Annotated in this window: 9 protein-coding genes; 4 read left to right on the forward strand and 5 right to left on the reverse strand. The window is 70.9% G+C overall.

Translation table 11 applies throughout. From position 1 onward, the window contains the following. The first annotated feature begins 51 nt into the window (after positions 1 to 51). From ACIQM4_RS30250 to ACIQM4_RS30260, 3 genes are all read left to right on the forward strand, one after another. Positions 52 to 1,143 (forward strand): DUF1996 domain-containing protein, encoded by a 1,092-nt coding sequence (locus ACIQM4_RS30250; RefSeq protein ID WP_401598144.1) that lies wholly within the window; start codon positions 52 to 54, stop codon positions 1,141 to 1,143. A gap of 251 nt (positions 1,144 to 1,394) precedes the next feature. After that, positions 1,395 to 3,173, forward strand: coding sequence for a chitinase (locus ACIQM4_RS30255; protein ID WP_401598282.1), 1,779 nt, complete (start codon positions 1,395 to 1,397; stop codon positions 3,171 to 3,173). 63 nt (positions 3,174 to 3,236) lie between these two features. Beyond that, entirely contained in the window at positions 3,237 to 3,653 is a 417-nt protein-coding gene (locus ACIQM4_RS30260; protein WP_401598146.1) for a DUF5133 domain-containing protein, read from the forward strand. Positions 3,654 to 3,732: 79 nt separating this feature from the next. On the opposite strand, the gene ACIQM4_RS30265 is transcribed toward ACIQM4_RS30260, so the two are convergent. Then, positions 3,733 to 3,993, reverse strand: coding sequence for a hypothetical protein (locus tag ACIQM4_RS30265; protein WP_401598147.1), 261 nt, complete (start codon positions 3,991 to 3,993; stop codon positions 3,733 to 3,735). A 196-nt stretch (positions 3,994 to 4,189) separates the two neighbouring features. On the opposite strand from ACIQM4_RS30265, the gene ACIQM4_RS30270 reads away from it, so the two are divergent. Further along, a complete protein-coding gene (locus tag ACIQM4_RS30270) occupies positions 4,190 to 8,209 on the forward strand; it encodes an amino acid adenylation domain-containing protein (protein ID WP_401598149.1) in 4,020 nt (1,339 codons plus the stop codon). A gap of 36 nt (positions 8,210 to 8,245) precedes the next feature. Here the strand turns inward: ACIQM4_RS30270 and ACIQM4_RS30275 are convergent, their stop codons facing one another. The 4 genes from ACIQM4_RS30275 to ACIQM4_RS30290 all read right to left on the reverse strand — a co-directional run bounded on the left by ACIQM4_RS30275 (position 8,246) and on the right by ACIQM4_RS30290 (position 13,411). After that, positions 8,246 to 9,859 carry a glycoside hydrolase family 13 protein gene (locus ACIQM4_RS30275; RefSeq protein ID WP_401598151.1) on the reverse strand — a complete coding sequence of 538 codons (1,614 nt, stop codon included), beginning with the start codon at positions 9,857 to 9,859 and terminating at the stop codon, positions 8,246 to 8,248. 181 nt (positions 9,860 to 10,040) lie between these two features. Next, positions 10,041 to 10,916: a carbohydrate ABC transporter permease gene (locus ACIQM4_RS30280; RefSeq protein WP_401598153.1), complete on the reverse strand. Its 876-nt coding sequence runs from the start codon at positions 10,914 to 10,916 to the stop codon at positions 10,041 to 10,043. Positions 10,917 to 10,933: 17 nt separating this feature from the next. Then, complete coding sequence (locus tag ACIQM4_RS30285; RefSeq protein ID WP_401598155.1) at positions 10,934 to 11,893, reverse strand: carbohydrate ABC transporter permease; 960 nt, start codon at positions 11,891 to 11,893, stop codon at positions 10,934 to 10,936. A 96-nt stretch (positions 11,894 to 11,989) separates the two neighbouring features. Next, positions 11,990 to 13,411, reverse strand: a complete 1,422-nt coding sequence (locus ACIQM4_RS30290; RefSeq protein ID WP_401598156.1) for an extracellular solute-binding protein — start codon at positions 13,409 to 13,411, stop codon at positions 11,990 to 11,992. Between the last annotated feature and the right edge of the window lie 175 nt (positions 13,412 to 13,586).

Consider the following 13,586-nt stretch of genomic DNA (forward strand, 5'->3'; position numbering starts at 1 on the left):
ACCGCATCGCCGCACGTCCGTCCATCCCTTCGACATGGGCAGGAGAATCCCGTGCGAGTGAGCAACAGAGGCCTTTCGGCTCTGCTTCTCGGTACGGCGCTGATTGCCGGCACCCTGGGTGTCGGCACCCTCGCCAACGCCGCGCAGCAACCCGACAGCGCCGCCACCTCCACCGCCGCCACGAGTACCCACACCGGGCACGTCATGGCCGCGTCCACCAAGGCGTCGGGTGACGACCCCGACGGGGACGGTTACATTCCGGCCGTTCCGCCGGTCACGGGGGTGACGCCGTCCGACCGGACACCGCCGCCCGCCTACTTCCACGAGTTCCAGGCCAACTGCTCGGCCACGCACACCGCTCCGGACGACCCGATCGTCTACCCGGGCCAGTTCGGCAAGTCCCACGACCACACGTTCATGGGCAACAAATCGACCAACGCCGCGAGCACCACGGCGAGCCTCTACGGCGGGGCCACCGCCTGCAAGGCGCCGGCCGACGCCTCCGCGTACTGGATGCCCTCGCTGTTCAAGGGCGACCAGAAGATCCTCCCCGTCGGGCCGCAGACCATCTACTACAAGTCGGGGGTCACCGACTACACCAGCGTGCGTCCCTTCCCCAAGGGGCTGCGGTTCGTCGTGGGCAACCCGATGCAGAGCGCCCAGGAGTTCCGCGCCCACAAGGGATTCGTCGAGGGCTGGGAGTGCGGTGACAGCTTCTTCAACACCGACATCCCCGCGTCCTGTCCCAGCCGTCCCGACGTGCAGCTCAACCTGCGTATGCAGGCGCCCAGCTGCTGGGACGGCAAGTACCTCGACACCCCCGACCACAAGAGCCACATGTCGTACACGGTCGTCAAGCCGGGCACCAACGACAACATGTGCCCGGCCTCCCACCCGGTCGCCCTGCCGATGATCGAGTTCAAGATGGCATGGCCGGTCAACGGCGACATGAGCCAGGTCCGCCTGGCCAGCGGACGCGGCTACTCCTTCCACTACGACTTCTTCAACGCCTGGGAGGAGCGCACCCTCAAGGCCCTCGTCGACCACTGCGTCGTCGGCGGCCTCCAGTGCGACGCACGCGGTTACGACCAGACCAAGCCGCAACGCGGCGCGGTACTGAACGCGGACTACCGACTGCCCTAGGCAGGTCCGGTCGCTGGGCCCGGTCGCCCCTCCCGTACCACCGGGGAGGGGCGGCCGGGCCCTCCGTCGTGCGATGCCGTCCCGAGCCTTGACAAGGTGATTGGTCTGGACCAAATTGAGCGCACCTTCAGCCGTCAAATCCCCCCTCCCCGGAGGCAGTTGTGGACCGTAGAAGCCCGTTCCGCAGACCCCGCAGAGACCGCGGACCCCGCCGAGCGCAGGGACGCCTCGCGTCCACCGCCGCGCTCGCCCTGACCGCCCTCGCCCTCGCCGCATCGGGCCTGACCGTCGCCGCCCCGGCCGCGCACGCCGCCGACACCGAGCTGGCCCGCAACGGCGGTTTCGAGTCGGGCCTCACCGGCTGGTCCTGCACCGCGGGAGAGGTGGTGAGCACCCCCGTCCACTCCGGGACCGCCGCCCTGAAGGCCACCCCCGCGGGCAGCGACCACGCCAAGTGCACGCAGACGGTGAGCGTGAAGGCGAACTCGACGTACACCCTCAGCGGCTGGGTCCGCGGCTCCTACGTCTACCTCGGGGCGAGCGGCACCGGCACCACCGACGTCTCGACCTGGACGCAGTCCGCCGACAGCTACAAGCAGCTGAGCACCACCTTCAAGACCGGCGCGAACACCACCCAGGTGACGCTCTACACCCACGGCTGGTACGGCACCCCGGCCTACTACGCCGACGATCTCAGCCTGCTCGGCCCCGGCGGCACCACTCAGCCCCAGCCGCCCGCCCCGCCGGCCGGCCTGAAGGCGTCCTCCGTCACCTCGACCGGTGCCTCGCTCAGCTGGTCCGCCTCGTCCGGCGCCACCTCGTACACCGTCTACCGCAACGGTGCGCAGGCCACCACCGTCACCGGCACCTCCGCCACCCTCACCGGGCTCACGCCCGCCACCGCCTACAGCATCCAGGTGGCCGCACGGAACGCGGACGGGGAGTCGGCCAGGTCGGCCGCCGTCACCGTGACGACCGCCGCGGGCGGCGGCGACCCCGGTCCCGGCCCCGGGCTGCCCGCCCACGCCCTCGTCGGCTATCTGCACGCCAGCTTCGCCAACGGCTCCGGGTACACCAGGATGGCCGACGTCCCCGACTCCTGGGACGTCATCGACCTCGCCTTCGGCGAACCCACCTCGGTGACCAGCGGCGACATCCGGTTCGGCCTCTGTCCCGTCACCGAGTGCCCGAACGTGGAGTCGGCGGCCGAGTTCAAGGCGGCGGTCAAGGCCAAGCAGGCGCAGGGCAAGAAGGTGCTGATCTCCATCGGCGGCCAGAACGGCCAGGTCCGGCTGACCACCGCCGCCGCGCGCGACATGTTCGTCTCGTCCGTCTCGAAGATCATCGACGAGTACGGGCTGGACGGCCTGGACATCGACTTCGAGGGCCACTCGCTCTCCCTGGACACCGCGGACACCGACTTCAAGAACCCGACGACCCCCGTCGTCGTCAACCTGATCTCGGCCGTCAAGAGCCTCAAGGCGAGGTACGGCAGCGACTTCGTCCTGACCATGGCGCCCGAGACCTTCTTCGTACAACTCGGCTACCAGTTCTACGGCGTGGGCAAGTGGGGCGGCCAGGACCCGCGTGCGGGTGCCTACCTGCCGGTCATCCACGCGCTGCGGGACGACCTGACCCTGCTGCACGTCCAGGACTACAACTCGGGCCCGATCATGGGTCTGGACAACCAGTACCACTCGATGGGCGGTGCCGACTTCCACATCGCGATGACCGACATGCTGCTCACCGGCTTCCCGGTCGCCGGCGACGCGGGCAACGTCTTCGCACCGCTGCGCCCGGAGCAGGTCGCCATCGGCATGCCTGCCTCCACCCAGGCGGGCAACGGCTACGTGTCCTCCGCGGAGACCAACAAGGCCCTCGACTGCCTGACCAGGAAGACGAACTGCGGCAGTTACCAGACCCACGGCAGCTGGCCCGCCCTGCGCGGCCTGATGACCTGGTCGATCAACTGGGACCGCTTCAACAACCAGGAGTTCAGCCGCAACTTCGACGCCTACTTCGGGAGTTGAGCAGCTGAAGGCCGCAGCGACGGGAGGCCGCTCTCCATATCTCGGCATAAGAATACAAATGTCGTGATTGAACCTGCCCTCGTGGGGCAGTCGGACTACATCGCAGGACTCCGCATCCCACCCCACGAGACAAGGACCCGCCCCGTGCTGATGCCCGACCCGAAGACCCTCCGCGCCTGCCTCGCCCGGTTCGCGGACGCCCGTATCGCCCATGTGCAGAGCTCCCGTGCGGGCACGGAGCAGGAGCTTCGCGACACCTCGTACACCCTGTGCGTCATGACGGGCACCAGGACGGTCAGGGAGGCGCTCACCGTGGCCGACCGGCTGCTCGGCCGGGCCGCGCTGGTCCCGGCCGTCCCGGTCGGCGGGGTGGTGCCCGGCGCGGCGCCCGCCGAGGTGGTACCCACGGCGGTCCCCGCCGAGCTGGTGCCGGAGAAGGCGGTCCCCGGTGACGAGCTGCCCCTGGCGGCGGCGGCCTGACCCCGCCCGCCGGAAGGGTCCGGGGCGCGGTGGCCCCTCGTCGTGTCCGCCGCGCCCCGCCGGGCCGTGATCGACTCCGTCAGGAGCCGATCACGGCCCGCAGTCCGTAGTCCAGCTCCGCGCCGTCGACGAGCAGCGCCTCCACGGTGCGGGTCGCGGGGTCGACGTCAGCCTCCAGGCCCTCCCCCGTGTAGCGGGGATAGCCCGTGTTGCCGGTCTCCCCCGTCGCCACCACCTGCGCCGACCGTACGGCCGTCGCCTCGGCGGAAGCACCTTCACCCGCGCCCTCGACGTGCTCGGGAACCAACAAGATCGTGAACTGCTGCGGCTCTGTCGTCATGGTCCGCAATTCAAGCGCACTCGCCCTGCCCCGCCTCCGTTCACCACGCCCGGTGCGGGGCCGGGGCGCGTCGCTGCTCGAACGGACACACCAGTGCGGACCCAACGGAGTCCCCGCGTGGCCGGTACGCCGCTCGGGGAGGGCTCGTTGGTCCCTGTGTCCCGTGCACGACGCGCTTTGGCAGGAGAAGGTGTCCATGAACAGCAGGACCGGAATCGAGGCCCATCGGTTGCCGCTCACGGCATCCCAGACCGGGATGTGGCTGTACCAGCAGCTGGACGCGGCGAGCCCCAGCGCGTGCGCGGCCGAGTTCGTCGTGATCAGGGGGCAGCTCGACGAAGGACTGCTGGAGCAGGCGTTGCACCGCACGGTTCTGGACACCGAGACGCTACGGGTCCGCTTCGAGGAGGACGAGCAGGGCCAGGTCTGGCAGGTGCTCGACGAGACACCGCCAGGACCGCTCCTGCGGCTCGACCTGCGCGAGCGGTCCGACCCGTGGACCGCGGCGCACGAGTGGATGCGCGCCGACCTGGTCAGGCCGGTCGACGTACGGCACGAGGCGCCGCTCTCCGTCGCCCTGCTGCGCACCGAGGACGAGTGCCGGCTGCTGTACATCAGCGTCCACCACATCGCCATGGACGGCTACGGCTTCGCCCTCTTCGTCCAGCGGCTCTCCGAGGTCTTCGGCTGCCTGGACGAGGGCCGTCCGGTGCCGCCCGCCGCGTGGCCGCCGCTCGGCGAGCTGCTCGCCGACGAGGAGGAGTACCGCCGCTCGCCGCGCTGGCAGGAGGACCTCGGCTACTGGCAGGAACAGCTGCGCGACCGCGACTCGGCCCCGGGGCCGACGGCCCGGCTCAAGCCGCTCACCAACCTTCCGCTGCGCGAGACGGGGTACGTCGACCCGGCGACCGCGCAGTCGCTGCGGGCGCTCGCCCGGCAGGCCAGGACCAGTCTTCCCACGGTCGCGATGGCGGCCCTGGTGCTGTATCTGCGCCGGCTCGCGGGCCGGGAGCAGGTCACGCTCGACCTGACGGTCACCGGGCGCACCGGCGGGGTGGCCCGTGCGGTACCGGCGATGCTGGCCAACGTCCTGCCGCTCACCGTGCGCTGCCCGTCCGGACTCACCGTGCGGGAGCTGGTCCGGGAGACCTCCCGGCAGGCGCGCGGGCTGCTGCGGCACCAGAGGTTCCCGGCCGGACATCTGGTGCGGGACCTCGGCGCCCCCAAGCAGGGCGGGCACCTGGGCGACTGGGGCATCAACATCATGGGCTACGACCTGCCGCTGGCCTTCGGCCGGTGCTCGGCGGAGCTGCACAACCTCTCCAACGGCCCGTGCGAGGGGCTGGGCGTCAACGTCTACGAGCGCTCCGGCGACGGGTCGCTGCGCATCGACTTCAACGCCGACCGGGACGTCTACGGCCCCGCCGAGGTCGGCGCGCACCACCGGCGGTTCCTGGCGCTGCTGGAAACCCTGGCGGGCGCGGACCCGGACTCCCCCGTCGCCGCACTCGACGTCACCACCGCCGAGGACCGCGAGCGGTGGGAACTGGCGGCGCGCGGCCCGGAGCCGGAGGTCCCCGCGACGCTGCTGACCGAGCTGGTCCAGCGGTGCGCCCTGCGCTCCCCCGACGCCGTCGCGGTGGTCGACGGCGCCACCTCGCTGACGTACCGGGAACTCAACGCGCGGGCCAACCGGCTGGCCCGGCTCCTGGTCGCCCGTGGCGCTGGTCCGGAGAGCCACGTCGCGCTGGCCCTGCCCCGTACCGGCAACTACCTGGTCGCCGTACTGGCCGTGCTGAAGGCGGGCGCGGCCTGTGTGCCGCTGGACCCGGAGCACCCCGCCGAACGGATCCGGCACGTGCTCGCCCAGACCCGCCCGGTGTGCGTGCTCACGACGGGCGGTACGAAGATCCCCGCGGACGGGTCCCCCGCGGACCCGGCGGACGAAACCCCGGCGGACGAGGCCGGGGCGGACGTCCCGCATCCGCAGGCCGTACGCACGGACGCCGTACACACGGACGTCGTACGCATGGACGCCCGACGGACGGTCGAGGCGCTGGACCGTTTCTCCGCGGCGGACCTGGACGACGGCGACCGCCGCGCGCCGCTCCTGCCGCGGCACGCCGCCTATGTCAGCTACACCTCGGGCTCCGGCGGCGCCCCCAAGGGCGTCGTCGTCGAGCACCGCAGTCTCACGTACCTCTACCACGACCACGAGCGGGAGCTCATCGCACCCGCGGTGCGTGCGGCCGGGCGCCCGCTGCGGGCCGCGCTGACGGCCGCGTTCACCTTCGACACCTCGTGGGAGGCGCTGCTCTTCCTCGCCGCCGGGCAGGAGGTGCACGTCATCGGCGAGCGGGTGCGCAAGGACCCGGACGCCCTCTGTGCCTACGTGGACGCGCGGGGCGTCGACTTCCTCGACGTCACCCCCTCCTCGCTGCACCAGCTGATCGCCTGCGGCCTGTTCGCCGCGGACCGGCGGCGGCCGGGACTGCTGATGGTCGGCGGCGAGCGGCTCGACGCGAAGCTGTGGCAGACCCTGCGCGCCCAGCCGGGGACGGTCTCGTACAACTACTACGGGCCCACCGAATGCACCGTCGACGCGGTCTACTGCCGGCTGGACGAGCAGGGCGACCGGCCCGTGATCGGCCGGCCGGGACACCATGTGCGGGCGTACGTGCTCGACGGGGCGGGCGCCGTGCTGCCGCCCGGCACCCCCGGCGAGCTCTACCTCGCGGGACCGCAGGTGGCCCGCGGCTATCTGGGCAGGCCCGACCTGACCGCGCAGCTGTTCCTGCCCGATCCCTTCGGCGCTCCCGGCGACCGGATGTACCGCACCGGCGACCTGGTCCGCTGGACCGACGAGGGCACGCTCGAATTCCTCGGCCGCACCGACCACCAGCTGAGCCTGCGCGGCTGCCGCATCGAGCCGGGCGAGGTCGAGGCCGTGCTCGGCCGTCACCCGGAGGTGGCCCAGGCTGCCGTAACGGTCATGCACCCGAAGGCCGGCGGGCCCGCCCTCGTCGCGTTCGTCGTCCCCCGCGGGGCCCGGCTCCCCGAGGGGCTGCGCGGCTGGGCCGCCGCGCGGCTGCCCGACCACCTGACGCCCGCGCGCTACCTCGCCCTCGACTCCCTGCCGCTCACCGCGCACGGCAAACTCGACCGGGCCGCCCTGCCGACGGCGGCGGACATCCCCTCGCCGCGGGCCGGGCGCCCCGCCCGCAGTTCCGCCGAGCGGCAGCTCGCCCGGCTCTTCGCCCGGGTCCTCGACGTTCCCGACGTCGGCACCGACGACGACTTCTTCGCACTCGGCGGCAACTCGCTGTCCGCGGCCAGGCTCGCCCGGCAGGTGGGCGCCGAACTCGGACAGGACCTCTCGCTGAGTACGGTCTTCGCGGCGCCCACGGTGGCCGAACTCGCCCGTCACCTCGCGGTGCGGGTGCCCGAGAACGACTCCTTCGGCGCGCTCCTGCCGCTGCGGGTGGGGCGCGCACAGGTGCCGCCGCTGTTCTGCCTGCACCCGGCTGGCGGGCTCGGCTGGTGCTACGCGGGGATGCCACGGCAGTTGGGCCCCGACCGGCCCGTCTACGCGCTGCAGGCACGCGGTCTGGCCGAGTCGGACCCGCTGCCCACCCGCTTCGCCGAGATGATCGACGACTACGTCGCACGGATCCGTTCCGTGCAGCCCGCCGGCCCGTACCACCTGCTGGGCTGGTCCCTGGGCGGCGCGCTGGCCCACGCCGTCGCGGCGCGGCTCCAGGAGCTGGGCGAGCGCGTGGAGCTGCTGGCCATGCTCGACTCGACCCCCATCTCGGCCGGGGACCGCATCCCGCTCGGGCTCGACGACTCGGCCGTGCGGGGGCTGCTGCTCGAAGCGGCGGGCCGGACGGCCGACGAGTCCGGGTTCCTGACGGAGCGGAACGTGAGCGCGGTGACGTCGGTGCTCGCCAACTACCGGAGACTCGGCGCCACTTTTACCGCCTCCGTCTTCAGCGGGGACCTGCTGTTCTTCGAGGCGACCCCTGCCCCTGGCAGCTCCGTCCGGGCGAGCGCCCGGTGGGAGCCCTGGGTGACGGGCACCGTGGAGGCTCACGCGGTGGCGGCCTCGCACCACGCCATGATGCGGCCCGAGCCGCTCGCCGCCGTCTGCCGGCTGCTCGCCCGGCGGCTGGCGGCGGGGGCCGGGCGCCCCGCCGCGGGGGCGGAGCGCCGGTGAGGGGCGCGACCCGGCCGGCGCCGGCCGGGTGAGCGGTCAGGAACGCAGCCAGACCGCGTGGTCCTGCGGCAGCCGCCCCTGCATGTCGAGCGGGCCGCTGGCGAGCAGGACCTCGCGGTGGTCCGGCAGTTGCGCGGCGGCGGCGCCCAGATTGACGACGCAGCTCAGGCCGTCCGTACGGCTGAAGGCGAGGACACCGTCGGCGGCGGGCAGCCAGGTCAGCGGTCCGTCCCCGAAGCCCGGGGCGGTGCGCCGTATCCGCAGGGCGTCGCGGTAGAGGGCCAGCATCGAGTCCGGGTCGGCGAGCTGGCGGTCCGCCGCGTAGTCCTGCCAGCCCTCGGGCTGGGGCAGCCAGGGCTCGACCGTGGAACCGAAGCCGCTGTACGGCGCGTCGCCGGCCCACGGCAGCGGGACCCGGCAGCCGTCCCGGCCCGGGTCGGCGCCCCGGGACCTGAAGTGCATCGGGTCCTGGATCCGGTCCAGCGGGATGTCGGCCTCCGGCAGGCCCAGCTCCTCGCCCTGGTAGAGGTAGGCGGAGCCGGGCAGGGCGAGGGAGAGCAGGGCTGCCGCGCGGGCCCGGCGGGTGCCCAGTGCCAGGTCGGTGGGGGTGTGGAAGGCCTTGGTCGCGAAGTCGAAGGCGGTGTCCTCGCGCCCGTAGCGGGTCACGGTGCGGGTCACGTCGTGGTTGCACAGCACCCAGGTGGCCGGGGCCCCGACGGGCGCGTGCTCGGCGAGCGTGTCGTCGATGGAGCGGCGCAACCGGTCCGCGTCCCAGGGGCAGGCCAGGAAGCTGAAGTTGAAGGCGGTGTGGAGTTCGTCGGGCCGCAGGTAGCGGGCGAAGCGCTCGGCGTCCGGCAGCCACACCTCCCCGACGAACACCCCCTCGTACTCGTCGGCGATGGTCCGCCACGAGCGGTAGATGTCGTGCAGTTCGTCCTGGTCGATGAAGGGGTTGGGGTCGACGCCCTCGACGAAGTCGGGCAGCGCCGGGTCCTTGGCGAGGAGGGCTGCCGAGTCGATGCGTACGCCCGCGACCCCGCGCTCGAACCAGAAGCGCAGGACGTCCTCGTGCTCCTGGCGTACGGCCGGGTGGGCCCAGTTGAGGTCGGGCTGCTCCGGGGTGAACAGGTGCAGGTACCACTCGCCGTCGGGCACCCGGGTCCAGGTGGGGCCGGCGAACTGGGAGGGCCAGTCGTTGGGCGGCAGTTCACCGTTCGCGCCGCGGCCGGGACGGAAGTGGAAGAGTTCGCGCTCGGGGCTGCCGGGTCCCGAGGCGAGCGCGGCCCGGAACCAGGCGTGCTGGTCGGAGACGTGGTTGGGGACGATGTCGATCAGGGTGCGGATGCCGTACTCGCGGGCCTCGGCGATCAGCTTCTCCGCCTCGGCGAGGGTGCCGAAGGCGGGGTCGACGGTGCGGTAGTCGGCGACGTCGTAACCGCCGTCGACCAGCGGGGAGACGTACCAGGGGGTGAACCAGACGGCGTCGACGCCCAGTTCGGCGAGGTACGGCAGTCTGGCCCGTACCCCCGCGAGGTCCCCGGTGCCGTCACCGTCGCCGTCGGCGAAGCTGCGCGGGTACACCTGGTAGATGACGGCGTCGCGCCACCAGTGTGCGCTGCGGGGGCTGCGGGGAGGGAGGGCGTCTGCCACGTGACGGTCCTTTCGGGCAGGTGGGACTTCGCCGCCGGCGCGGCGGGCGGGAGGCAGCGGGCAGCGCCGGCGGCGAAGGTGTGGGAGGTACGAGGGCAAGGAGGTGCAAGAGGGGTGCAAGAGGGGTGTGCGGGACGGCTGTGCAGGGTGCGCGGGGTGGCGCAGGACGGCGGGGCGGTGCTCAGCCCTTGAGTCCGCCCGCGGTGAGGCCGCTCATGATGTTGCGCTGGAAGATCAGGAAGATCAGCAGGGTGGGGATCGAGGCGATGGTCAGGGCCGCGATCAGCACATTGACCGGGACCCCGTTGGACAGCGAGTAGATGCCGACGTTGAGGGTCTGTTTCGCGGGGTCGGGCAGGGTGAGCATGGGCCAGAGGAAGTCCTTCCAGACGCCCACGATCGCGAAGATGGAGACCACGCCGAGGATCGGCCGGGAGATGGGCAGGACGATCGAGCGCAGGGTGCGCATCGGGCCCGCGCCGTCCATCGAGGCCGCGTCCAGGAGCTCGCGCGGTATCGAGTCGAAGAAGCGCTTCAACAGGAAGATGTTGAAGGCGTTGGTGACCGAGGGAAGCCAGATCGCCCACGGGGAGTTGAGCAGGTTGCGCTCCACCACGGGCACGTCCAGGACGGTCAGGTACTGCGGGACCACCAGTACCGTCGCCGGGATCATCAGCGTCGCCAGCATCATGCCGAGGACGACCTTGCCGAAGATCGGGCGGAGCTTGGAGAGCGAGTACGCGGCGGCCACGTCGAAGATCAGCTGGAAGGCGAGGGCGCCGAAGGCGTAGTACAGCGTGTTGAACAGCAGCGAGGCGAGGTCCATCACCTCCCAGGCCCGGGTGTAGTTGGCCGGCTCGAAGGACTCGGGGACCAGCGTGGGCGGGGTCCTGATGACTTCCTGAGGATCTTTGAAGCCGCTGGAGATCAGCCAGTACAGCGGCCCGAGGAAGACCAGCGTGAAGCCGCCGACGACGACGGCGAAGGTCAGCCAGTAGAAGAACTTGCCCCGTGGCCTGCCGAGTTGGGCGGGTGAGACGAGAGTGCGTGTGGACATGGTGTTCTCCCCCGGTCCTATTCGTCCTCGGCGCGGCTGAGCTTGACGTACGCCGCCGAGAATCCGGCCAGGAGTACGAGCAGGAGCAGTCCGAGGGCCGCCGCGGCGCCGTAGTTGTTGAAGTTGAAGGCGTACTGGTAGATGAGGTAGACGACCGTGGTGGTCGAGCCCTCGGGGCCTGCGCCGCCGGTCAGCAGGAACGGCTCGACGAAGACCTGCATGGTGGCGATGATCTGCATCAGCAGCATCAGCGACAGGATGAGCCGGGTCTGCGGCACGGTGACGTGCCAGATCTTGCGCAGGATGCCCGCGCCGTCCAGCTCGGCCGCCTCGTACAGCTCGCCGGGTATGCCCTGGAGGGCGGCGAGATAGATCAGGGTGGCGCCGCCCATGTTCATCCAGGTGGAGGCGACGACGACCGCGAGCATCGAGATGTCCGGGTCCTGGAGCCACTGCTGGGCGGGCAGCCCGAAGAAGGTGAAGAGTTCGTTGAGGAGTCCGTAGCCGGGGTCGTAGAGGTACTTGAAGAGCAGCACCGAGGCGACCGGCGGCAGCATGACGGGCAGGTAGACGAGGAGCCGCAGATAGCCCTTGCCGTGCCGGAACTCGTTGATCGTCACGGCGACGACGAACGGCACCGCGAAACCGAGCAGCAGCGCGAGCGCGGTGAACAGCAGGGTGTTGCGCCAGGCCTGCCAGAACGCCGGGTCGTTGAAGACCGTCGCCAGGTTGTCGAACCCGACCCAGCTGACCTCGCCCCCTTCGGTCTTCTGGAAGGCGAGGAAGAACTCCCGGACCATCGGGTACCAGGAAAAGACCGCGAAGCACAGCACCGCGCCGATGAGGAAGCCGTGGGCGGTGAGGTTGCGGCGCAGGCTCTTGGCGAACCGGCCACCGGGCTGCTCGGGGCCCGCCGGACGAGGTTTCGTATCAGCTGGGTTGCCCGGTCTGCTCGGGCTCAGGCTGGGGGCCGACATCGTTGCTCCTCGGTACGGGTGTGCCGGTGCTGTTCCGACGGGCGGGGACGGCGGGCGGGGACGGGGTGCGGCCCGTCCCCGGCCTGCCGGGAGTCACTACTGCGTCGCGAGGACCTGGTTGACCTGGGTCTCGGCGGTGGAGAGCAGCTTGGCGATGTCGGCGTCCTTGTTGGTGAGGAGGCCGGACATCACGTTGTCGAGGACCTTGTAGACCTCCTGCGCCTTCGGCGGCTCGGCCTTGCCCTGGACGGGGTTGTCCATGAAGGTCTTGAAGTTCTCCACCGGCATGGTGGCGTGCTGGACGCGGGCGGCGTCGTCCTTCTTCTTGGACTCGCCCAGCCAGAAGTTGGGCTGCGGGATGCCGACCGGGAGGCTGTCGGCCTTGGTCCGCTGCCAGTCGAACTGGCCCTTGCCGACGGTGAGGTTCTTGTAGTTGAGCCAGGCGATCGCCGCCTTGACCTTGTCGGCGGAGATGCCCTTTTTCACCATGTAGTTGTTGCCGCCGGCCAGGGTGTTCTTCTCGCCGGGTATCGGACCCATGCCGAAGTTCTCGTACTTGGCGCCGAGTTGCTGGACCATGTAGGCGATGTCGTCGGGTGCAGCGAGGAACATGCCGAGCTTGTCGGTGGCGATCTGCTTCTGCAGGTCGCCCCACTTCAGCAGCTGGGTCTTGCCCATGCTGTCGTCCTGCCAGCGCATCGCGTGGATGTTCTCGGCGACCTGCTTGCCGAGCTCGTTGTTGAACGCGGCCTTCTTGCCGTCCGCGGCGACCACATCTCCGCCGACGCTGTACATCTGGGCGGTGAAGTGCCAGCCGCCGGTGTTGCCCGCGCTGTACTCGCCGAAGCCGGCCACCCCGCCGCCGAGTCCCGCGATCTTCTTGGCGGCGGTCCTGACGTCGGCCCAGGTGCGCGGCGGGGCGTCCGGGTCCAGGCCCGCCTGCTGGAAGAGCTTGCGGTTGACCAGCAGGCCCATGGTGTAGTTGCTGGTGGGCAGACCGTAGAGCTTGCCGTCCTGCTTCAGTGAGTTGAGGACGCCGGGGTCGATGTCCTTGAGCAGCGGGACGGTCTTCTCGGTGACGTACGCGCTGATGTCCTGGGCGCCGTCGTTGTCGAGCACCTGGGGCAGGTCGGTGAAGTACGTGTAGAACACGTCGGGCTGCGACTTCGCCTTGAGCATGGCCGTGAAGCGCGGCGGCTCCAGGCACTGGCCGGGGGTGGAGCGGCCCTCGATGGTGACGTTCGGGTAGGTCTTGTTGAACGCCGCGACGTCCTCCTTCCACTCCTTCAGCTCGGCCGCCTTCGCCGCCGGCGGCATGCAGTCGATGGTGAGGGTGACCTTGGTCTTCGGGTCCAGCGGAGCGGCGGGGTCGGAGGACCCGCTGTTCTTGGAGCCGGAGCCGGTGTCGTCGTCGCTGCTGCTGCTCGTGCCGCAGGCGGAGAGGGCGGTGAGCGTCAGGGCGGAGACGAGCGTCAGGGCGCCGGTGGCGCGGACACGACGGAACCGAGCACTTCTCATGGGTGGACCCCTTCGGGCATGAACGTGGAAGGCGCCCCACCGCCGATGCGTTGTGGGGCGCCGCTCACTCAACCACCGCGAACAAGTGGACGCAAGATTTCGCGCAGAGTTTGTAATTGATTGACAGGGAGCTGGAGTTCAGAAGCAGGAAGACGTCATAACGTTACCTACGCGG

The sequence above is a fragment of the Streptomyces sp. NPDC091272 genome (assembly GCF_044757485.1).
Lineage (GTDB): Bacteria > Actinomycetota > Actinomycetes > Streptomycetales > Streptomycetaceae > Streptomyces.